The organism is Priestia sp. RMT2NF4, assembly GCF_047872835.1.
Lineage (GTDB): Bacteria > Bacillota > Bacilli > Bacillales > Bacillaceae_H > Priestia > Priestia zanthoxyli.
The window spans coordinates 37567-60847 of the sequence record NZ_JBLQZO010000005.1; the positions used below are offsets into that span (position 1 = coordinate 37567).

General features: G+C 37.8%; 17 protein-coding genes. 10 read left to right on the plus strand and 7 right to left on the minus strand.

What is annotated here, in order from left to right; all coding sequences use genetic code 11:
• Positions 1-50 precede the first annotated feature (50 nt).
• The 3 genes from ACMX9J_RS19680 (at position 51) to rlmH (ending at position 2078) form a co-directional block, all read left to right on the plus strand.
• Positions 51-1283 carry a S1C family serine protease gene (locus ACMX9J_RS19680; protein ID WP_033580481.1) on the plus strand — a complete coding sequence of 411 codons (1233 nt, stop codon included), beginning with the start codon at positions 51-53 and terminating at the stop codon, positions 1281-1283.
• Between the two features lie 73 nt (positions 1284-1356).
• Positions 1357-1515, plus strand: coding sequence for a CxxH/CxxC protein (locus ACMX9J_RS19685; RefSeq protein WP_013059901.1), 159 nt, complete (start codon positions 1357-1359; stop codon positions 1513-1515).
• 83 nt (positions 1516-1598) lie between these two features.
• Positions 1599-2078: a 23S rRNA (pseudouridine(1915)-N(3))-methyltransferase RlmH gene (gene rlmH, locus ACMX9J_RS19690; protein WP_028411923.1), complete on the plus strand. Its 480-nt coding sequence runs from the start codon at positions 1599-1601 to the stop codon at positions 2076-2078.
• A 169-nt stretch (positions 2079-2247) separates the two neighbouring features.
• On the opposite strand, the gene ACMX9J_RS19695 is transcribed toward rlmH, so the two are convergent.
• Positions 2248-3246 (minus strand): tRNA dihydrouridine synthase, encoded by a 999-nt coding sequence (locus ACMX9J_RS19695; RefSeq protein ID WP_014457691.1) that lies wholly within the window; start codon positions 3244-3246, stop codon positions 2248-2250.
• A gap of 298 nt (positions 3247-3544) precedes the next feature.
• Between ACMX9J_RS19695 and ACMX9J_RS19700 the strand changes: the two genes are divergently transcribed.
• Positions 3545-6349 (plus strand): DEAD/DEAH box helicase, encoded by a 2805-nt coding sequence (locus tag ACMX9J_RS19700; RefSeq protein ID WP_033580361.1) that lies wholly within the window; start codon positions 3545-3547, stop codon positions 6347-6349.
• 239 nt (positions 6350-6588) lie between these two features.
• Here the strand turns inward: ACMX9J_RS19700 and ACMX9J_RS19705 are convergent, their stop codons facing one another.
• Together ACMX9J_RS19705 and ACMX9J_RS19710 are read right to left on the minus strand one after the other, a co-directional pair.
• Positions 6589-6984: a (deoxy)nucleoside triphosphate pyrophosphohydrolase gene (locus ACMX9J_RS19705; protein ID WP_033580362.1), complete on the minus strand. Its 396-nt coding sequence runs from the start codon at positions 6982-6984 to the stop codon at positions 6589-6591.
• Between the two features lie 167 nt (positions 6985-7151).
• A complete protein-coding gene (locus ACMX9J_RS19710) occupies positions 7152-9050 on the minus strand; it encodes a PhoX family protein (protein ID WP_033580363.1) in 1899 nt (632 codons plus the stop codon).
• Positions 9051-9431: 381 nt separating this feature from the next.
• On the opposite strand from ACMX9J_RS19710, the gene ACMX9J_RS19715 reads away from it, so the two are divergent.
• Positions 9432-10274, plus strand: coding sequence for a PepSY domain-containing protein (locus ACMX9J_RS19715; protein ID WP_176344941.1), 843 nt, complete (start codon positions 9432-9434; stop codon positions 10272-10274).
• Positions 10275-10314: 40 nt separating this feature from the next.
• On the opposite strand, the gene ACMX9J_RS19720 is transcribed toward ACMX9J_RS19715, so the two are convergent.
• Together ACMX9J_RS19720 and ACMX9J_RS19725 are read right to left on the minus strand one after the other, a co-directional pair.
• On the minus strand, positions 10315-11763 hold the full coding sequence (locus ACMX9J_RS19720) for a sensor histidine kinase (protein ID WP_416226112.1): 1449 nt from the start codon (positions 11761-11763) through the stop codon (positions 10315-10317).
• Positions 11760-12443 carry a response regulator transcription factor gene (locus ACMX9J_RS19725; protein ID WP_028409748.1) on the minus strand — a complete coding sequence of 228 codons (684 nt, stop codon included), beginning with the start codon at positions 12441-12443 and terminating at the stop codon, positions 11760-11762. The genes ACMX9J_RS19720 and ACMX9J_RS19725 overlap by 4 nt, the downstream gene beginning before the upstream one ends.
• Positions 12444-12671: 228 nt before the next feature.
• On the opposite strand from ACMX9J_RS19725, the gene ACMX9J_RS19730 reads away from it, so the two are divergent.
• From ACMX9J_RS19730 to ACMX9J_RS19740, 3 genes are all read left to right on the plus strand, one after another.
• The gene (locus tag ACMX9J_RS19730; protein ID WP_033580366.1) at positions 12672-13709 is read left to right on the plus strand and encodes a PepSY domain-containing protein; all 1038 of its coding nucleotides are present in this window, start codon (positions 12672-12674) and stop codon (positions 13707-13709) included.
• 193 nt (positions 13710-13902) lie between these two features.
• Positions 13903-15102, plus strand: coding sequence for a class I SAM-dependent rRNA methyltransferase (locus tag ACMX9J_RS19735; RefSeq protein WP_033580367.1), 1200 nt, complete (start codon positions 13903-13905; stop codon positions 15100-15102).
• 281 nt (positions 15103-15383) lie between these two features.
• Entirely contained in the window at positions 15384-16817 is a 1434-nt protein-coding gene (locus ACMX9J_RS19740) for an anion permease (protein ID WP_028411930.1), read from the plus strand.
• A 29-nt stretch (positions 16818-16846) separates the two neighbouring features.
• Here ACMX9J_RS19740 and ACMX9J_RS19745 read toward each other — a convergent pair whose 3' ends face one another.
• On the minus strand, positions 16847-18298 hold the full coding sequence (locus ACMX9J_RS19745) for an alpha-amylase (RefSeq protein ID WP_033580368.1): 1452 nt from the start codon (positions 18296-18298) through the stop codon (positions 16847-16849).
• Between the two features lie 250 nt (positions 18299-18548).
• Here ACMX9J_RS19745 and ACMX9J_RS19750 point away from each other — a divergent pair, with 250 nt between their 5' ends.
• The gene (locus tag ACMX9J_RS19750; protein WP_028411932.1) at positions 18549-19238 is read left to right on the plus strand and encodes a response regulator transcription factor; all 690 of its coding nucleotides are present in this window, start codon (positions 18549-18551) and stop codon (positions 19236-19238) included.
• On the plus strand, positions 19216-21465 hold the full coding sequence (locus ACMX9J_RS19755) for a sensor histidine kinase (RefSeq protein ID WP_416226113.1): 2250 nt from the start codon (positions 19216-19218) through the stop codon (positions 21463-21465). Before ACMX9J_RS19750 ends, ACMX9J_RS19755 begins: the two co-directional genes overlap by 23 nt.
• Positions 21466-21790: 325 nt before the next feature.
• On the opposite strand, the gene katA is transcribed toward ACMX9J_RS19755, so the two are convergent.
• Positions 21791-23251, minus strand: a complete 1461-nt coding sequence (katA, locus tag ACMX9J_RS19760) for a catalase KatA (RefSeq protein WP_033580370.1) — start codon at positions 23249-23251, stop codon at positions 21791-21793.
• Positions 23252-23281: the final 30 nt, after the last annotated feature.

The window sequence follows — 23281 nt, forward strand, 5'->3', positions numbered from 1 at the left end:
AAAGGAAGCGAAAAATAACTTCATTTAGTACGTGAATGCAGACATTCACGATGATAAATGAAGGGTTCGGTGATAGTGTGGAACATTATGATGAAGGCCAAGAGCCGAATAGTCGGCCGCCTAAACGCCGCAGAGGATATTTCGCTTCTGCTCTGATTGGAGCTATTATAGGTGCACTTATTGTACTGCTTCTTATGCCAGCCTTGGTGAGGAACGGGATTTTGCCATACGGATGGATGAATGATGAAAACGGAGATGAACAAACAGGGTCTACGATACAAAAGTCAGTATCTCTTGACGTTACTACGGCCGTCACCAAAGCCGTTTCCGAAGCCAATGCAGCAGTTGTAGGAGTTGTAAACATTCAGAACTCTGAAAGCTTTTGGAATGATGAACGAACTGATGCCGGGACGGGCTCAGGTGTTATTTACAAAAAGCAAGGCAATAAAGCTTATATTGTGACAAACTATCATGTCATTAAAGGCGCTAACGAAATTGAAGTGAGCTTCAGTAACGGTACAAGGGTATCAGCTAAAATTCTTGGCAGCGATGATTTAATGGACTTAGCAGTTCTTGAAATTGATGCAGGTCACGTGACAAAAGTGGCTACCTTCGGAAATTCTGATAAGCTTAAAGCTGGTGAACCAGTGATTGCTATCGGAAACCCGCTAGGCCTTCAATTTTCTGGATCCGTTACACAAGGAGTTGTCTCAGGAGTTAACCGTGTCATTCCTCAAGATTTGAATGGCGATGGAAATCCTGATTGGCAATCAGAAGTCATTCAAACAGATGCCGCAATTAACCCTGGCAATAGCGGGGGTGCTCTTGTTAATATTGATGGTGAATTAATAGGCATTAATTCCATGAAAATTGCCCAAGAAGCAGTTGAAGGCATTGGTCTTGCAATACCAATTAACATGGCTAGGCCCATTATTAATGACTTAGAACGATATGGTGAAGTTAGACGTCCGTATCTTGGAGTTAGTACACTATCATTAAGTGAGGTATCAGGGTATCATTTAAAAGAAACCCTTAAGTTACCGCATGATGTAGTAAACGGAGTCGCTGTTCTAAAAGTCGAGCCAGGTTCGCCAGCCGCTAAAGCTGGGTTGAAGGAATATGATGTGATTGTTGAGCTAGATCACAGCAAAGTAAGGGATATTGCGACACTTCGCAAACACCTCTACATTGAAAAAGAAATTGGCGATAAAATGAATGTAACGTTCTATCGTGATGGCAAAAAGAAATCCACAGAAGTAAAATTAACTCGTCAAATGAAGTAAAAGAAAAGTTATCCACAGGGGATAAACTCCTGTGGTTTTTTAATGAAAAGAATAGAGAAAGGAAGATAAATACATGAAGATATATTGCTGTTTAGAACACACGGAACTAGCGCTGGATGTAATGGTAGATGAGATTGAGCTAGCACCGGTTTTTGAAAAAATAGAAAATTCAACTGACAAAAAAAGCTGCGAATATTGTGACAATGAAGCTGTATATGTAGTAGGGAACTAATATTCTTATACAAAATGTGGATATGACATGTGGATATGTGGATAATATCTGTGGATAAGGGATAAAGGAGAGGAGAATAGCCTGTGAATATCTCTATTATAACCATTGGGAAGTTAAAAGAAAAATACTTAAAACAAGGCATTGAAGAATATTTAAAGCGTTTATCAAGTTATGCAAAAGTAGAAATTATTGAGCTTGCAGATGAAAAAGCGCCCGAAAACTTAAGTGAATCTGAAATGGAACAGGTGAAACAAAAAGAAGGAGAACGCATCTTAGCGAAAATCTCAGATGATACTCACGTGATCGCATTAGCTATCAACGGAAAACAAAAATCTTCCGAGGAACTGGCAAAAGAAATCGATTCATTAGCTACTTACGGAAAAAGTAAAGTAGCGTTTGTCATTGGCGGATCGCTTGGCTTAAGCAGCGAAGTAATGAAACGTTCAAACGCAGCTCTTTCTTTTTCAAAAATGACCTTTCCTCATCAGCTTATGCGCCTAGTATTAGTAGAACAAATTTACCGAGCTTTTCGTATTATTCGAAATGAACCTTATCATAAATAGAACGTGTGGATATTTTTTCATCAAAAGCTGAGGCAGAAGGAAATGTAGAACCTTCTGCCTCAGCTTTTATCATATGTGGATAAATAGCAAACGTCTATAAAAAAGAACAAGAGGTTCTTCTCTCCGATAAAATGTTAGAACAATTGAGTTTAAGCAAACGAGCTCTTATTTAAGAAACAGAAAAACCTTCGTCTTCTTTCACTCCAGCTCTGTCTTTAAACTCATCAAGCAATGCACGCACTTCATCAGTCGTTTCCGTGCTCATGAGTAGATTTCTTAATTCACTTGCACCGCGGAATCCACGAACGTAAATTTTGAAAAAGCGTCGAAGCGGTTTGAAAGGGCGCGGCTCTAGTTCTTCAGAATATTTGTCATGAAGGTCTAGCTGCAGGCGAAGAAGTTCTAATAGTTCTTCGCTTGTGTGCTCTTTCTTTTCTTTTTCAAACGCAAACGGATTATGGAAAATTCCGCGTCCAATCATAATTCCATCAACGCCGTACTTCTCCGCAAGTTCAAGACCTTTCTGGCGGTCAGGAATATCACCGTTAATTGTTAGTAGCGTATGAGGAGCGATTTCGTCACGAAGCTTCTTAATCTCCGGAATTAACTCCCAGTGCGCGTCAACATCGCTCATTTCTTTTTTCGTACGAAGGTGAATAGAAAGGTTCACGATATCCTGTTCTAAAATGTGCTTCAGCCAGTCGTACCACTCATCAACTTGCGTATAGCCAAGACGAGTCTTTACGCTTACTGGAAGCCCTCCAGCTTTGGCTGCTTGGATAATCTCAGCCGCAGTATCTGGACGGCGAATCAAACCAGAACCTTTTCCGTTTCCTGCAACGTTCTGCACAGGACAACCCATATTAATATCAATGCCCCGAAAGCCCATTTCGGCCATACCGATACTCATTTGACGGAAGTATTCAGGCTTGTCTCCCCAAATGTGCGCAACGATTGGCTGTTCATCATCTGTAAACGTCAAACGTCCTTTTACGCTATCTTTTCCTTTCGGATGGCAGTAGCTTTCCGTATTCGTAAACTCTGTAAAAAATACGTCAGGTCGTGCTGCTTCAGTCACAACATGGCGAAAAACGACATCCGTCACAGCTTCCATCGGTGCCAAAATAAAAAACGGACGCGGCAACTCATGCCAAAAATTATCTTTCATCTTATATCTAAACCCTTTCTTTTAGGGAAAACATCTTCCCAAAATTAAAAAGTGTAATTTCTTTTATCGGGTTGAATGCTAGTATAAACTTCAACCAATATATACTTTAATGGTATGGAACGAAAAGTGCAAGGGAACAAGACATTTTGTTTTGACGGAAAACCATACCATAAATAAAAAGTATTAAAAAGATCTCTAAGTCTAACTTTGACATTTTTTTAATTAACCAACCCTATTGATCCCTTCTTTCCGAACCTCTAAACTAAAACTAACAGTTTAATGGAAAAAGGTGGAGTCAATGAATAATCGGTTACTAGTCAATTCAAAAAACACCAGTCTCTTGCATGAGCTTGTAACGTCTTTAAAACAGTGTAAAAGCTTTTATTTTAGTGTGGCTTTTATTAATTTTAGCGGACTTCAGCTTCTTTTAGATCCTTTGAAGGAAGCGGCTAGTCGAGGCGTGGAAGGGCGTATTATTACATCAACTTATCTGAATTTTACAGAAGTGAAGGCATTAGAGAAAATTAAGAACTTTGATCATATTGACCTTAAAGTGTTTAGTGAAGTCGAAGAGAAGGGGTTTCATACGAAGGTTTATATTTTTGAGTATGAAAACGATTATAAAGTGATTATAGGTTCCGCGAATATAACGCAAAGCGCTTTAAAAAGCAATATTGAGTGGAATGTGGAAGTTGTGTCAAAGGGTGAGTCTCCTTTTGTTCAAGATGTACTAAAGGAATATGAGTATTTGTGGGAGATCAGTGATGATGCGACGAGCGAGTTTTTGACGGAGTACGAGAAATTTTTAGGTACGTTAAAAGAAGGATCGTACAAGCCTCAGCAGGTATTCGAACGAAGTAACTATATTGTCCCGAATAAAATGCAGCAGCGAGCGATGGAAAACTTGAGACGCTTGCGTAGCTTTGGCGAAACAAAAGCGCTTGTAATTGCGGCTACGGGTACAGGGAAAACGTATATGTCAGCTTTTGACGTTCAGAAAGTTAAACCCAAAAGGCTGCTTTTTATTGTGCATAGAGAAGAGATTTTAAAAAAAGCAAAAGAAACATTTGAAATACTGTTTGTTAATGAATCGATGACTTTTGGTCTTTTGACAGGGAATTCAAAGGATAAAGAGGCAGATTACATATTTGCGACGATTCAAACACTAACGAAATATTACAGTGAATTCGATCGAGACCAATTTGATTATATTATTTATGATGAAGCCCATCACGCAACGAGCCCATCTTATCAAAGGATAATGGAGTATTTCACCCCAGTCTTTATGCTAGGAATGACAGCTACACCGGAGCGAAGTGACAGCATGAACGTATTTGATCTGTTTGATAATAATGTTGGAATTGAAGTGAGACTTCATGAAGCGTTGGAAGATCAATTGGTGGTGCCGTTTCATTACTTTGGTATCACAGATATTAAAGGTGTAGATTTAAGCGATATAGATATTGATGATATTACAGAGGTTACCAAGCGTTTAAAAGTAAATGAGCGCGTTGATTTTATTATTGAAAAAATGGAGTTTTATGGTCATGATGGTCTAAAGCGTAAAGCGCTCGGATTCTGCGCAAGCGTTGAGCATGCAGAGTATATGGCAGAAGAGTTCAATAAGCGAGGCTATAAAAGTGAGGTTTTACATGGGAGTCACTCGATTCCTTATCGTCAAGCATATATAGAGCGTTTAGAAAACGAGGACGATGAACTAGAAGTTATTTTTTCTGTTGATATTTTTAATGAAGGTGTCGACATACCATCAGTAAATTCGGTGTTAATGCTTCGCCCAACGAACTCTCCTATTGTATTTATACAGCAGTTAGGTCGCGGCTTGCGTAAGCATGAGAGTAAATCATTTCTAACAGTGCTCGACTTTATAGGAAACCATAGCAAAGTTTTTTTAATTGCGCTCGCGCTAAACGGCAGCCGCTATTACGATAAAGAAAGCTTAAAAGTTGCCATCGCAACAGGGTTTCCAAGTATTCCAGGGGCAACGCATATTCAAATGGATGAGATTTCTCGCGATCGCATTTTAGCTCAAATTGATCATGAAAACTTTAATTCCATGAAATATTTGAAAGAAGAATACAATGAATTTAAAAAGCTAAACCAAGGAAGAATTCCTTATTATTTGTTGGATTATTTAACATTTGACGGAGCACCAGATCCAATCAAGTTTATTAATAAAGAAAAGTCGTATCTTCAGTTTGTAGCGAAGACTGAAAAAGACGACCAGCTCAGATTACTTTTATTGCATAAAGACTTTGAAAGTGCACTAAAAGAGCTATCTAGCAAGCTGCCAATCAAGAGAGTTTACGAGTTTGTTATTTTAAAATATTTATTAAATCACAATCACATTTCATTGTCCCAGGCGAAGCAAGAAGTTTTAAAATATGTAGATAACGTTGAAGAAGATTCAGTACAACACGCATTTGAAGTGTTAAATCAAGACTACTACGACAGCGGTCAACTTCGTTCAAAGCTCAAGCTAATTGAGTTTACTGGAGAAGAAGCGGTAAAAACAGAGCGCTTTACCAATGTGCTGGATAATACACAGTTTAAGCAGTTCATTAAGGACGCGATTGATTATGGAATTTTCCGCTATGAAAAAGAGTTTGGAAAAGAAGATTATGGAATTCCACATTTAAAACTGTATGAACAATATACCATGATGGACCCCGCATTGTTATCAAACTATCGTAAAACGCATAGCTCATTCCGTGGTTCTGGCTTGTTAGTAAATGAAAAAGAGTTCTTTTTATTTATTGATCTTCATAAGGAAGAAGATATTAAAGAAAGTATTAACTATCAGGACAAGTTCATTGATAAGCGTACGTTCCACTGGCAAACACCAAACAGTACGGCACAGACGTCTGAGCGAGGAAAGAATATTATTTTTAATAAAGACAGAGGCATTCATCTACACTTATTTATACGAAAATACCGTGAAATTGACGGTAAGACCGAGCCGTTCATCTATATTGGAAAAGGAAACACGGTCGAGTATCATGGTGAAAAGCCAATCACAGTTATTTTAGAGCTTGAACACGAAGTGCCAAAGCTTTTGTATACGGAGTTTACTGAAAAAGTATGAAGGCGGGACAAAAGTAGTGTAGTTGAAGTGAAAAACGAACCATTAATCAAACTGTTTGATTAGTAGTTCGTTTTTTTGTTACGGTGAACGTAGATCTTATCTGTTTCGTTCCTTCTAGCAGTTGATTTCCGTGCAAGGCGAAGCCTTGCACGGAAATCAACTGCGGTGTCACAAGCGATTCACCTCGTGTATCCCATTTGTTCGTCGTTAGATGAAATTCATTTCGTTATGTCCCATCCTCATTTTTCTTTCACCAATAATTCAACTGCCGGAATATCTGCAGGAGCCCAAACAAGTGAAAGGAGATTTTCTTTGTTTAGCCAAAGTAGCTTTGCATGCTCGGTTGGTTGAGGGGTACCTTCTATGATTTCTGCTTTAATTGCAATAAGTTCAATAATAAATGTTTCGTATTCGTGTACGTGTTCATTATGTAAATCAATCGTTTTTACTTTACAATGTAGCTCTTCTTCAATTTCTCTAACTAAAGCAGAGTAAATATCTTCCCCTTCTTCTACTTTACCACCAGGAAATTCCCATAAGTTCGCTAGTGACATATTATTGGAGCGCAAGGCACAAAGTACTTCTTCTTTTTCATTTTCGATTACTGCGGCAACGACTTTTACTTTTTTCTTCATTAGTCATCCTCCTTAAGTAGCTTTTTACTTTATCATAACATAGGAGAGTAGCGGGTTATATCCTAGGTGATTTGTTCATAGATCATAGTGGAGTTATTCTATAATACATAAAATAAACATACTAAAACCACGTCTGTCACTCACAACAGACGTGGTTTCATTACGTATTAATGCTTTTTGTAAGGAGCGCCGTCCTTAGAAGGCAGTCCAGAAATGTATCCGACACCACCAGTTTCTTGAATGCCAATGCTTTCTTTCATTGCATTAGCTAACTCTTCTTTATCAACAGCGGTAATATTTTTGTCGCTGATGTCCTCGCCCGGGTGCTGATAGTTGCTTAGTACGTAGCGAGAGTTTTTAATGTTTTCTACTGCACGAAGTCCTGTTGCTTCTGCTCCCACTGGAACCGAAAGGATGCGTGATAGTTTTTTGGTTTTTACATTATAGGCCCATACAAAGTTGTTTGTGTGCAGTGAGCTGTCTTCTCCGATAAACAGTGTATTTAAGTCATTTGAATACGTAAGGTTATCAGGGTTGGCAATTTTATTTGGATCCGCTGTATTGCCGTATGCATCTGCTTTTTCTAGGTCTTGTCCAATCAATAGCCCTTCCATACTTGCAGGAACGTAGCGGCTGTTAATCTTGCCTTTTGCTTGGTCTTTTTGATGCGAGCCTAAGTTCAGCTGGTAGGTCACACCAGACTCTAATTTTGGAAGCTGAATATCATCTTGTACAGCACCAGGCTCTTTTAGCATGGCACTATTTTGGTAAGAAATAGCCATATACGCTTTTTTGTCTTTTTTATTAACCGTTAGTCCTTCCATCTTGTTGAATTCAGACGTGGCACCTAGAATCGCACCGTATCTGCGTGATTCTAAAAAGGCAGCTGCTTTTTCCATGCCAGGCTTTACTTTTAAATATTCAACTTTTTTACTTGCGGCGGTTTTGACTGCTTTAAATCCTTTTGTAGGCTGGTCGGCTGTTTCAAAAATATCACTAAATTTTGTGCCTTTGTCGATTATTGTTTTCACTTCATTGTCTGTTGCATGGCCAAGCTTAATCCACTGAAGGTCGCCTTTCCCTCCATTTTTTGTGCTCGTTTGTTTAAACTTTGCGGCATAAAGAGTTCCTGCTGAGAAGTCTTTTTCCTTATCTGCTACATACATAAACATCATGGTATTAGACCCATCGTCTCCAAAAAGAGCGGTTTTATTATCTGGAAGTACCTGCATCATTTCATGTGAAAAACGGCCTGTGCTGTAATGTTTTACGACAGACGCATCGCCGCTTTCATCCACTGAAATTTCTGGAATCCAGCCGTAGTAGTAAGGGTTTGCTTTTGACGTGTCACCGAAATAAAGCTTAGCGAAGTTCGTAACGTCTTTATAAGAGCTAGATGCAGGGTCTTCAAAAGCGCGTGCATCAGGCTCGTATTCTTCTGAACCGAGGTGAGTACCCCAATCCGTTGTAGAGCCATTACACGGCGTCCACAAACCATTTACATTAGAAAAATCAATTTTTTTGGCATGGTTGACGGTTAGTTTTCCTGTTTTATCATCTCGATCAACTTGTGTAAGCGTCATGGAAGCAGGAAGACCGGAAATCTCTTTTCCAGCATTATTAACAGATTCGTATTCATAATGTGAAATAATATAAGACTTACCGTTAATGGTAATAAAGCTGTTTGAATCCGGCGCGTCTGATACGTACGGTGATGGCTGATCAGGAACGCTTCGGTCAATAATTGGATCCCCGTTTGCATCGATTGGTGTACCTGCGGCGATTAATTCTCCTTTATTATCGACAATTTTATCTTTTGAAAGAAAGAGTTGGTTATAGTTAAGCGGCGTTTCTTCCACACTTCCATCTTTATACGTTACTTTTACAGAGGCCTCTGTATACGTTTTAATCATATTTTCAATCGTAGTAGGTGCTTTCATTGGCTGAAACTCGACGCTTTTGATTTGTTTTGGATGTTGAACTGGATGATGCTCTGCTGCAAAAGCAGAAGCGGCGCTAGAAGCTAAGAGAGTGAGAGATAGTCCAAGAGATACTCGTTTTTTCATGGTTGATAACCTCCAAATCGTATTCATACATTTATTAAATCATTTGATTGTTGAGGAAATATGAAGAGAAGCATTGGATTTGTTGAGCTGTTGTTAAGAACGTTGAACATTTAGATGACAAGTTTAACTAGAAGTTATTCAGCTATCTTTCAGAATTTGTTCAGATAGCATTCAGCTGGGCTTCATAGTGAATTCATGTTCCGCTCTTACAATAAACACATAGCTAAAGAGGACAAGAAGCGCTTTGGCTCGTACAGCAAAAGTGAAAGGTATTTTAGCAGAAAAAAACGTTACTCCAATGGCGCTATTTTGATAAATGACCGCTGTTAAAACCTTTAGCTTGTGCTGTAAATACATTGGAAATTACGCGGAGGTATAATCATGATTGGAAAAGTATTAGCAGGAAAAGCAGTAGTAGCAAAAGCCGTGGGAGGTGCCACAATTGGAACAGCTATTGCTCTTGGTTCAATGACAAGTGCATTTGCTTCAGACGGTCAGCACATTACTTCAACAAAAGCGTCGGCTCATACTGAAGCGGCCACATATACACAAGCTCAAGCAAAAACAATTGCCTTAAAGAACTGCGGAGGAACGGTTCAATCGGTTTCTTTTGAAAATAACGCCTACACGTTTTTAATTCACGGAAAAGATAATCAAGACCATCATGTGAAAGTAAATGCACACAGCGGAAAAGTGGTAAAGGTTGAAAAACTATCTTTTTCTCAAAGTGAGGCACAAGCAGTAGCGGTGAAAAACTGTGGAGGAACGGTTAAGTCGGTAGGCTTCAACGATGGAGTGTATACGTTCTTAATTCATGGAAACGATAGCCGTGATCACCACGTAAAAGTCAATGCACAAAGTGGAAAAGTGATTCAAATTCAAAGCGCTGCATTTACAAAAGCACAGGTTCAATCAATTGCATTAAAAAATTGCAGTGGAACGATTCAATCGAGTTCATATGCAAATGATGTATACACATTTTTAATTCACGGGAAAGATAACAAAGATCACCATGTGAAAATAAACGCTGAAACGGGAAAAGTAATCAAAGTCGAAGCGGTAAAGTTTACGCAAGAACAAGCTAAACAAGCTGCTCTTCAACAGCACAAAGGAACGGTTCAATCTGTTTCATTCAGTGAACAAGCGTACACGTTTGTGATCAAAGGAACAGACAATATAAAACATACTGTAAAAATCAGCCCTCAAACAGGAAAAGTATGCTGATTTGATAAAAAAGACGATTGCTTCAAGGCAATCGTCTTTTTTATGTCAAGGGCAATACGATTTCAAAAGCAGTTCCTGCATTCAATTTGCTTTCTACATGTATTTTCCCCCCGTGCAGCTCTATAATAGATGCGCTAATGGACAAGCCTAAGCCCGCTCCTCCATATGCCCGAGAGCGTGAAGCATCAGCTTTGTAAAATCGCTCAAATAAATGAGGAAGGTGTTCTTGAGGAATACCATGACCGTTATCTTGTATTATTAACGAAAGTTCTTTCTCATTTATTTTTCCTATCACTTGAATAACTCCTGTAGTTGGATTTGTATGCTGTACGGCGTTGGAAAATAAGTTTAAAACAACTTGTTTAAATTGATCTTTGTTAGTGTCTGATGGTAAACGGCTTGGAAAGTCGAATAAAACCTTTCTGTTCCCCGCCAATAGTATGAGTTGAGGTTTCATATCTAAAATCAACTCATCTACAAAACAGTATTCTTTTTGAAACGGTGGAAGTTGATCAAGCTGAGCAAGAAGCAGAAGATCCTGAATAAGTTTGTGCAGTCTTTTGGACTCTCCATACATGCTTTTTAATGCGTCGTTTAATTGTTCTGGATTACTGCTAGCCCCTCTTAATAAAACTTCTAAAAAGCCGTGAATAGATGTAAGCGGCGTTCGCAGTTCATGCGAAGCATCCGCAACAAAACGCCGCATTTGTTCTTTGGCTTCTGTTTCTGCTTTAAATGCTTTTTCAAGACGTTCAAGCATTTCATTAATAGAAAGAGAAAGGCGATCCATTTCGATTTGTCCTTGATTAACAGGCAAGCGGTCATGTAAGCTTCCGGCATTAATATGCTCCACTTTTTTAGTAGTAGTAAACAAAGGGACTAACGTCTGTTTTAAAACAGAAGAAAAAACAAAAAAAGCAATGGTCATTGCGGTAAGTGAAAGCATTAAAAAGATGAGCATTTGTCTGATTAAGAGGTCTCTTAATGATTCTGTGGGAGTATTAATTTGAATAACTCCCTGTATTTCTCCATCAAAGATAATGGGTTTTAAAACAATGACTTGCTCTTGATGACCATCCATTTTTTTTATGAGGCTCGTCGTGTTGTCCGGCTGGTTGCTGTTTTTCATTACTTGTTTGTATGCAGATGCAGAAAGCTTAGGGAAGTAAGAATGATGTGGATCCTTAGCCAGCCGTAAAAAGGTGCTTTTTTGATTGATAAAGGTAATATTAACGCCCGGGAAATAAACCATTGGTCTTGATGATTGTTTTACATTCTGGCTTGTTTCAATATCGTGCTTCCAGACATCATCGGGAATTAAGTGAATTTGGTCTTCGATGCTTCTAATTTTATTTGTGTAAATAAATTGCTTCATAAATACGTATTGAAAAACGCCTATCAGCATCAGTAAACTCAAAATAACGAGTAAACTTCTAGATAAAAGCTGAAGGCGAAGAGAGTTCAAATGAAAGAAACGTTTGTGCTTCATGAAATATCAATCCGGTACCCTACACCGCGAAGCGTTCGAATAACGGTTCGGCTATGGTCCTGTAATTTTTCTCTCAGTGATCGAATGTATACTTCAACAATGTTTTCTTCTCCTCCAAAATCATATCCCCACACTCGATCTAAAATGGTGGATTTACTTAGTACGAGACCGTGATTAATAACTAAGAATTTTAAGAGTGCATATTCAGTAGGGGATAAATCAAGTATGTGATTAAGGTATTTAATTTCTTTGCGGCGGTCATCAATTTTAAATGGACCGATGGATACTTCGTCTAATAAGTTGGGAAATTGATTGCGGATTCTAGCTTGAATGCGCGCAAGAAGTTCTTCAAAACTGAAGGGTTTGACCATATAATCATCTGCTCCAATAGTCAGCCCCTTTACTCGATCGTCCACTTGATCTTTTGCTGTTAGCATGATGACAGCTATATTCCCCATTTTCTTTAACAAGCGGCATACTTCAAATCCATCCATTCCCGGAAGCATAACATCTACAATAGCGATATGAGGCTTGAATTCTTTGGCTATATTAATTCCTTCCATTCCGTCTTGGGCAGCTTTGATATCAAATCCTTCATTCGTTAAACCTAAAGATAAAAACTGTAAAATAGTTGGTTCGTCATCTATAAGCAAGACTTTAATTCCTTTTAGTTGATCCATCATGGTGAAAACTCCTTTGCTCCTCTACTTTCTATTATGCTTTTTTATCTGAAACAGCCCTGAATAATAGCTGAAAGCAAGCTGAAAAATAGTAGCTATTCTTATATCTTCAGCTAACTTTAAGCTTCTATTCGTCTTATTCTCAGAAATCTTTTGCATAATGAACGGCGTACTAGATAAAACGCCATAGACGGAAAGTCTAATGGTGAAGGAGGAGGAAATGTAAGGATGATCAAATGGGCAAAAGTATTGTCTACATCTGCTTTAGGAGCTGCAGTTGCATTTAGCTCTATTACAACGAGTCACGCTGCAGAGATGAAGACAGCGAAAGCAGAGACAACTGAACATGTGAGTATCTCGCAAGCTCAGGCAAATGGTATTGCTCTGCAAGATTGTAAAGGGACGGTCACATCTACGGAATTTAAGCAGGAATCAAGTGTGTATGTGATTACAATTGCAACGAATAACCTTGAGCAAAGAATCGTAGAAGTAAGCGCAAGCACTGGAAAAGTAGTGAAGAAGCAAGAAGTGAAGTTATGGACACAAAATCAAGTGAAAGAATCCATTTCTAAGCAGTATACAGGAGCGATTCAATCTATTACATTTAACAAAGAAACGAATGAATATACGTTAACTGTAGTAGATGGCAAAGTAGAATATATGCTAACCGTGGATGGTCTAACGGGGAAAGTCATTCATGAGAATAAAAAAGAGCTGCAGCTAATATCAGAGCAAAAAATAAAAGAAGCAATTGTTAAACAATATAGTGGTTACGTATATAGTCTAGAGTTTAAAGAATCCGCTAGTCAGTATGTCGCAGTGATTCTTAAAGATAGCACTCAATATACGGTAACGTTAGATGCTTTCACAGGAAAAGTAGTTAATACTTCTCAGCAAGAAGTGAAGCTATTAACGAGACAAGATGCAAAAGATCTTGCATTGGCTACATATGCAGGTAAGGTGAAAATGGTAGAATATGATCAAAACGCAGCGATTTTCACAGTAAAAATAATCAAAGATAATACGGAATACACCGTTACAATCGATGCGGTTTCGGGTGAAATCACACATGTAAAACATGATAAGCTTCAGCCGTTAACGGAGACCGCTGTAAAAGTTCTTGCTTTAAAACATCAAGAAGGAAAAGTAGAGCATATTGAGCTTATAACAGAAAACTCAATAACTGTATACGTGGTGACTTTAGTGAGCGGAAGCAAGCAGCAGACGCTTAAGTTCGATGCATATACTGGACAAGAGTGCTCATAATTTTTTATCTTAAAACATAAAACATACATTTCATTTTTCATTCATATCAAGCAGAGGGTGCTTCAAGGCATCCTCTGCTTTTCTATTTTGTAACTGGAAACATTACCGGTTATCTATGTTAAGATAAATGTAGATTATTCTCGTAAAATGGATAAAACTAGAATGAACTAAATTAAATAGATAGGGTGTACACATGAGAAAAGAAGTACAAGTTATAGCCAAAGAAGCTTTTATTAAAAAAGTGAATAAAGGTTATCCACTCATTGAAAAAGATGCGCTTGTTGATGGTCATAAACTGCAAGAAGAAGGCGTTATTATTAACTTAGTCACTCCAAAGAATCAATTCTTAGCCAAAGGCTATTATGGAAAACAAAACAAAGGCTACGGATGGATTCTGACGAAGAAGAAAAGTGAACAAATTGACGCGGCGTTTTTTGTACGAAAAATTCAGCGAGCTATTACCTCTCGTCACGATTTTTATGCGTCTGAAGATACAACTGCTTTTCGTGTATTTAATAGTGAAGGTGACGGAATTGGCGGCTTAATCATTGATTATTATGACGGATATTACGTCACGAGTTGGTATAGTGAAGGAATTTATCAATTTAAAGAATACGTTATTGAAGCTTTAAAATCTGCGCCTAACTTTAAAGGGCTGTACCAGAAAAAACGTTTCAACGTAAAAGGGCAGTATATTGAAGAAGATGATTTTGTCACAGGAAATAAAGGTGAATTCCCTTTAATTGTAAGAGAAAATGGTATTCGTTTTGCCGTTTATTTAAATGACGGAGCGATGGTTGGGGTCTTTTTAGATCAGCGAGACGTCCGTAAAACGATTCGAGATAAATATGCAAAAGGAAAGACCGTTCTAAACATGTTTTCGTATACAGGCGCATTTTCAGTGGCGGCCGCTCTTGGAGGAGCTGCGAAAACAACAAGTGTCGACTTGGCCAATCGCAGCCTGGCAAAAACAATTGAGCAATTTAGTGTAAATGGAATTGATCACGAAGCACAGGACATTATTGTGGAAGATGTTTTTAAGTATTTTAAATATGCGGTTAAGAAGAATATGACGTTCGATCTTGTGGTGCTAGATCCGCCGAGCTTTGCTAAATCGAAAAAGCATACGTTCAGCGCGGCAAAAGACTACAAAGATTTATTAAAAGAAGCCATTGCTCTTACAAAGCCAAATGGTGTCATTGTAGCTTCGACGAATGCAAGTAATTTTGATATGAAAAAATTTCATTCGTTTATTGAAAAAGCTTTTAACGAAAAAGGGGAACGTTACAAAATGATGGAGCAGTTCTCTCTTCCAGCTGATTTTAAAACAATAAAAGAATTTAAGTCAGGTGATTATCTCAAAGTCGTGTTTATTCAAAAGGTAAATCGTTAAATGCAAGGCTGCATGATGAACTCATGCAGCTTATTTATTTTGATGAAATAACGCTTACAAGCTATTTTGAAGGGAATAAAATGAAGGTGAAAGATAAAAATTGTCAATATGTATGATAAAATAATAAAGGAATTATGCTCAACACTTCACAAATTTACAATATCATCCTTATGAAACGTATTTTTACAATTATTTCATTTTAAATGGGACAAGTATTGGGTACGAAGGGGAAAGAGCATACTACTACTATTATTATTTAAAAACATGAAAGGAGAAAGATTATGGCTGAAACAACTAAAAAGCCTGCCGGCGAAGTGAAGTTTATTCCTTTATTAATTTGTCTGGCAATCGGACTTGTTTTATGGTTTATTACACCTCCGTCCGGACTTGATGTGAAGGCTTGGCACTTATTCGCTATTTTTGTGGCTACTATCGTAGGTCTTATCATTAAACCATTGCCATTAGGCAGTGTAGCTATTTTATCTTTAACCATTATTGTATTAACTAATACATTAACACTTGAACAATCGCTCAGCGGTTTTCAAAATACGACGATTTGGTTGATCGTTATTGCATTCTTTATTTCTAGAGGTTTTATTAAGACTGGTCTAGGAACAAGGGTTGCCTATATCTTTGTTCGTTTGTTCGGTAAAAAGACGTTGGGACTATCGTATTCTCTTATCGTAAGTGATTTACTTTTATCACCTGCAATGCCGTCTAATACAGCACGAGCTGGAGGAATTATTCTTCCAATCATTCGTTCTTTATCTGAAACATACGGATCGAGAACTGGAGACGGTACGGAGCGCAGAGTCGGTGCTTTCTTAACAAAAGTATCGTTTCAAGGAGATATGATTACATCGGCTATGTTCGTAACGGCAATGGCGGCCAATCCTCTTGCTGTTAAAATGACGGAACAAATTACAGGAAAGACTATTTCATGGGTTGGATGGGCAGCGGCTGCAATCGTACCTGGAATTATCAGTTTAATTGTGATTCCGCTCGTTATTTATAAGCTGTATCCGCCAGAATTAAAAGAAACGCCGGAAGCATCTGAAATTGCAGCAAAAAAACTAAATGAAATGGGTCCGCTAAAGAAAGAAGAATGGTACATGATTGGCGTATTTTTACTTCTTCTTGTGCTGTGGATTTTTGGCGCTAATTTAAATATTAATGCAACAACAACTGCTTTTATTGGTCTATGTGCGCTGCTTTTAACGCAAGTGTTAAGCTGGTCGGACATCAAAAAAGAACAGGGAGCATGGGATACATTAGTCTGGTTTGCTGTTTTGGTTATGATGGCAACTTTCTTAAATGATCTAGGCATGATTCCTTGGTTCAGTGATCTGATGAAAGGCACTGTTAGTCATATGTCTTGGATGACGGCGTTGATTGTACTAGCTATTGCATATTTTTATTCTCACTACTTTTTTGCGAGTAACACGGCTCACGTCAGCGCTATGTACGCAGCATTTCTATCTGTCATCGTGGCCGCTGGTGCGCCTCCGTTACTGTCAGCATTAATTTTAGCGTTCTTTAGCAATTTATTTGGCTGTTTAACTCACTACGGCAGTGGACCGGCACCGGTGTTCTTCGGTAGTGGATATGTAACGCAGCAAAAATGGTGGTCGCTCGGCTTTTTAATTTCAATTATTCATATTATCATTTGGATTGGAATTGGCGGCTTGTGGTGGAAACTGCTAGGTCTATGGTAAAAAAACAGTGGCGCAGGCCACTGTTTTTTTTATGCTTCAGCCCAAACGGATACAGAGCCGCCATTTACAGGGAAGTGTCCGTAGCCGTCTTCTTCAATCACAACTTGGTCTTCTCGGTTATTTGTGAAGTCGATCCACGTTTGTCCGCTTCGGTGTTCGCCGACGAACATTCTCTTTTCGCCGTCTTCGCCGTTTGACATCACCACAGCGCATCCAGACTTCTCAAATTCCTCTACACCATGCCTTACCCATCCAATGGTATTCGGGTGATCAAAATAATCGTCTTGCTGTCCGTATGCTTTGTCATAGCGTACGTGCAAGAGAGCAGAAATATCTTTTTCTTTTCCCTCAATTGGATGCTCTCCGCCTATCCCAAAATAGTCTCCGTAAAATACACAAGGATAGCCGTCTTCACGAAGTAAAATTAGAGCGTAAGCACTTTGTTTGAACCAATCTTCTACCCAAGATTCTAAAGATTCATTTGGCTGAGAGTCATGGTTATCTACAAATGTGACAACATTCAACGGATGAGTCTTAACCAATGTATCATCAAAAATTGTGGTTAAATCAAAATCTCTTCCTTGCTGAGAGGCTTCATGCAGTTTGTAATGCAGCGATACGTCAAACAAATCAATTTGATAATCAATAACGTCTAAAAATTCCTGACAGGCTGTTAATTCTGGATTCCAAAACTCTCCCACAAAATAAAATGGCTTTTCTTGAGAAGAGGACAATTCGTGAGCAAACTCTTTAATAAAATCATGGTTAATATGTTTAATGGCGTCTAATCGGTAACCGTCGCACTGCAGGGTGTCTGCTAACCATTTTCCCCATTTGATCATTTCTTCTCGCACTTCAGGGTGGTCGTAATCAATATTCGCAAACATTAAATAATCGTAGTTGCCAAACTCTTGATCAACATTTTCGTTCCAACTTTTGTTTTCCCCGGCAATACGAAACACACCTTCTTTTCCGTTTTTATCATCGTAATCAGTGCCATTAAAATGATTAAAGTTCCATTTGAAAGAAGAATATTGATCGCCGCGCCCTTCAAATGTAAACTTTGTCCACCCTTCAATTTCAAAGGGTTCAGAAATCTCTTCTGTTCGGTTCATGGGATCTACTTCAATGACGTGGAAGGTTTCTTTTTCATCCGCTGCAGCTTTATGATTCATCACAATATCAACATAGACATTAATTCCGTGATTATGACAGGCATCAATTGCTTCATGCAGCTCTTGCTTGGTTCCATACTTTGTACGAACGGTTCCTTTTTGATCAAACTCGCCAAGATCATATAAGTCGTAAACGCCGTAGCCATTATCCTCTGATGAAACACCTTTTGTAACCGGGGGAATCCACACGGAATCAATTCCTTGTTCTTTTAGTTGAGGAGCGAGCTCTTTGAGGCGTTTCCAATGCTCGCCATCAGCTGGCACATGCCATTCGAAAAATTGCATAATTGTATGATTCCGTTCCAAGTTAAATCATCCTCCTTTTAAATAAAAAGATATAATCGCTCACGGATAGTTCTTTAGAATCAAATGAGGAATTGATTATATTTTTTCTTTTAACGTTCCTGTTATCCCTATTCCTTAAACCTTTTTCAATATATGATGCTTAAGAAAATCTTAAGATTCCCCCTTCTTTTTTCTTAAGAAATGCAGTTTACAATAAAACCCATAGACGAAATGACCCATGATATACTTTTGAAAGGAGTGTGAGAAATCAATGAACGAATATGTGGTTTTAGTTGTAGATGATGAGCAAGAAATCCGCAATGGTATTGCTATTTATTTAAAAAATGAAGGTATTAAAGTCTTTACGGCCAAAGATGGAATCGAAGCCATAGAGATACTAAATAAAGAAAAAGTTCACTTGATTATTCTGGATATTATGATGCCAAGGCAAGACGGCATTTCAACAACGTTTAAAATTCGAGAACAAAAAAATATCCCGATTATTATGCTGAGTGCTAAAAGCGAAGATGCCGATAAAGTGCTTGGTCTGCAGGTAGGAGCAGACGATTATGTGACAAAACCTTTTAATCCATTAGAACTGATAGCAAGAGTTAAATCACAGTTAAGAAGATATGTGACATTAGGTACCTATGAAGAAACAAAGACGATTAATATCCGAGGTCTTGTACTTGATATTGAGGCTAAGTCCGTCACTCTTGATGGGGAATTCATTAAGCTCACTCCCATTGAGTATAAAATTGTAGAATTATTAATGAAAAATGCAGGAAGAGTTTTTTCCATACATGATATTTATGAGCGCGTATGGAATGAACCCGGCTACAACGCAGAAAATACGGTAGCAGTGCACATTAGAAAAATAAGAGAAAAAATTGAGATTGAACCAAAAAATCCGAGATATGTAAAGGTTGTGTGGGGACTTGGATATAAAATGGAAAAATAGCGTTATTTCAGCTATAGGTATTATCTTGTTTTTATTTGGTTTAGGAGCAACCATTTCTTCTATTGGCAGCATGCATAACCTAGTAAAAGCAAACTACTTACAAAAAAGTACCTATGTAAAATCAGAAGACTTCCAAAAAGAAATAGATCGTTTTACAAATGATCTTTACCTCTTAGAATTGACATCCAAGAATAAAAATACCGTTAACGCAAATACGATAACAGAAGAAGAAATTGAGTCGTATCGATATGCAGAAGGAAACTTAACGGAACAAATACAAAACGTACACGATAAATATGAAGAAAAAATAGAAGACGCTAAGCAAGCAAAGAGTAAAAAAGTTGAAGATGCCTATGTAAAGCAGCGGGATCTAGAAGTTAAAAACATTCAAAAAAAGTTTCAAGATGATCAATTTGTTCGAGAAAAAATAGCAAAAAATAAAGAATTCGAAATAACGAGAATTTATGATGAAGCTTTTGATCGGCAAAAACCATTATCTCAATATAAAAAAGACATCATGTATTATTTGAAAGATAGAAACACACAAAAAATATATACGAACATCCAAAATGCAAGCAAGGAAAACGTTAATCAATTAGTAAAACAAAAAAATATGTTGTATAAACATACCTATTCAGCTCAATCACCCCTTGTGTTTCAACTAGATGAATATAAAAATTCATTGTTAAGCAGTGAGACAGACTCAGAGATTCCAACCCGGTATTTAAAGCAGAAGTTTACGGGTATAATTGCTGTTCCTGAAAAAGAAGCTTTCAGTAGTTCTTTATTTGATGAGTATAACTATTTTCATCATCAAAATGTAGTATTTCTCGTGTATGTATTGTCAGGGATACTAGCTCTGTTAATAGTTTACTTCATTTATAAAAAAACAATAACCGGACATTTAAAAGAAATAATAAGACAAACTGCCGTACAGAGGATTTATAAAAAAGTACCTTTAGATATGTGTATAATTGTTTTTCTTTTGTACTCATTTTTCACATCAAGTCTAGTTCTGAACGGCTATCCAACTTCTTTATTAGAATCATATAAGCATGTTGCTACATTTTTCTTTTATATGATAGCTATATCCATAGCTATTTGCCTGTGGGTACTTCAAGTATTTTTACTGTTTCAGCGTATGCGCACACTAGATGATATAAAAGAAGAATATAACAGAACGTGTGTTTATCAAGTCATTTATTTTCTTCAATCTATTTTTATTATCAGACATATTGGCATGTATATAATGGTTGTAGTACTGCTTTTAGTTTTTGCGGTATTTGCTGTTGCAGCTTTATTGACCAGTGGATATATGTTTGTAGAACAAGTGTCTATACTATACTTAGCTGTCGGCAGTGTTATAGGAGTGGTTACTTTGATACTGCTTATGCTACGAATTAATTATTTAAATAAAATTATTATTTCCATTAATCAAATCGCCACAGCTGAGTGGAAAGAGCCGTTACCTATCAAAGGAAAATCAGCTTTAACTCAAGCAGCGATAGATATAAATCATATTCAGCAGCAAATTCAAACATCTCAGCATGTTCAAGTTAAAAGTGAACGCTTGAAAACAGAGTTAATTACCAACGTCAGTCACGATTTAAGAACACCATTGACTTCTATTATGACATATACAGCGTTGCTAAAGTCCCAAGATCTTACTTGGGACGAACAACATGCTTACGTTGAAATTATTGACCGTAAATCAAAACGTTTACAGACACTTATTGATGATTTGTTTGAAGTATCAAAAATGGCAAGTGGAAATGTAGAATTGCATAAAGACACAATTGATATTAATCAGCTTCTTCATCAGGCTTTAGCTGAATATGATGAAGCAATTAAAGATTCAACTCTGCAATTTCGTATTCAATCTATCCAAAAGCCGATATTTGCTACTGTAGATGGTCAAAAATTATGGAGAGTATTTGACAATTTGATAGAGAATATATTGAAATATTCACTTGAACAAACGCGTGTCTATATTTCTGTTCAAGAAATAAACGAACAAGTGAAACTAACGTTTAAAAATGTAAGTAAATATGAGTTAAATGAGCAGGCAGACGAGCTGTTTGAACGATTTAAAAGAGGGGACGCCTCAAGACAAACCGATGGCTCTGGACTTGGTTTAGCTATTGCTAAGTCAATTATTGATTTGCACGGAGGAGAATTGAATATTGAAATTGACGGAGATTTATTTAAAGTAACGATTACTCTTTAATGTGAGTGAATATAAACAGCATATCTAGTAAAAAAGAGAAGCAACCTCATTATGCTGGTTGCTTCTCTTTTTTTAGCGTTCGTAATTTTATTCCGCAACCGCAAAGTGTACTGTGCTTTAGTACTTTTATTTCTCTATGACACTGATTACATCTTATTTCTTGTCCAATCATTTCTTCATCCCTTCCTCTTTTTACAAGAATTTAAATAAGTATCCATAAAATATGGATACTTATTTAGTGATAAAATGTTAAACTAATTGATAATAAACGAGAATCTAAAATGAGAAAAACACCTTTATTTTCTCATTAGGAAAACTGATATCTTTATTTTACTTGCTGCGGAACAGACAATCCTAAACCGTCTGCAACGCGTGTTCCATACTCTGGATCCGCTTTGTAGAAGTGCTGAATTTGACGCAGTTTAATCTCTTCTTTTTCTACAGGCTTCATAGCTTCAACGATGTTTGCAACTAGTCGTGTACGCTCGTCTTCGCTTAGGAGGCGGTATAAGTCACCTGCTTGCGTGTAATGGTCGTTATGATCATATGCAACACTATCGGCAAGGCCTGAAACAGGGTATGCCGCTTGTTTATTTTCATGAGATTCTGTCGGACCGCCAAAGCTGTTTGGCTCATAGTAAACAGAACGGCCGCCGTTATCGTCAAAGCGCATTTGACCATCACGCTGATAGTTATTTACTTCATTGCGCGGACGGTTAATAGGTAGCGCTTGATGGTTAGCACCCACGCGGTAGCGATGTGCATCGCTGTATGCGAATAGTCGACCTTGCAACATTTTATCAGGTGATACGTCAATTCCCGGTACAAGCGTTCCAGGTGAGAATGTAGCTTGCTCCACTTCGGCAAAATAATTTTCTGGATTTCGGTCCAAGACCATGCGACCTACTTCAATTAACGGATAGTCTTTTTGTGACCAAACCTTTGTTACGTCAAACGGATCAAAGCGGTACGTATCAGCGTCTTCTAATGGCATAATTTGAACGTACAGCTTCCATGAAGGGAAATCGCCTTTTTCAATGGCATTAAATAGATCTTCAGTATGATAATCTGGATTTTCACCAGCTAGCTTTGCGGCTACGTCTGGAGACAGATTTTTCACGCTTTGCTCTGTTTTAAAGTGATATTTTACCCAAACGCCATCTCCTTCGGCATTAACCCATTTAAATGTATGGCTGCCAAATCCATGCATATGGCGTAACGTTGCAGGGATACCGCGATCAGACATTAAAATAGAAACTTGATGCAAAGATTCAGGAGATAAAGACCAGAAATCCCACACGGCCGTCGGGTTTTTCAAATGCGTGCGTGGATCGCGTTTTTGTGTATGAATAAAATCGGGAAATTTAATCGCATCTCGGATGAAAAATACAGGTGTATTATTTCCGACTAAGTCGTAGTTGCCTTCTTCTGTATAAAATTTAACAGCAAATCCGCGAGGGTCGCGAACGGTATCTGCTGAGCCGTTTTCACCAGCTACAGTTGAAAAGCGAACAAATAGAGGTGTTCGTTTTCCTACTTCAGAAAGGAAAGCTGCTTTTGTATAGGCTGAAACATTGTTTGTCACTTCAAAATAACCGTGGGCACCGGCGCCTTTTGCGTGTACGACGCGTTCAGGAACACGCTCTCGGTTAAAATGGGCTAATTTCTCTAAAAGGTGAACATCTTGAATTAAAGTAGGTCCGCGTGAACCAGCGGTCATCGAATTTTGATTATCTCCAACCGGAGATCCCCAACTAGTCGTTAAGTTATTCTTGTTTGTTGTCATCTTAGAACCACCTCTTATTTGAATTTTATT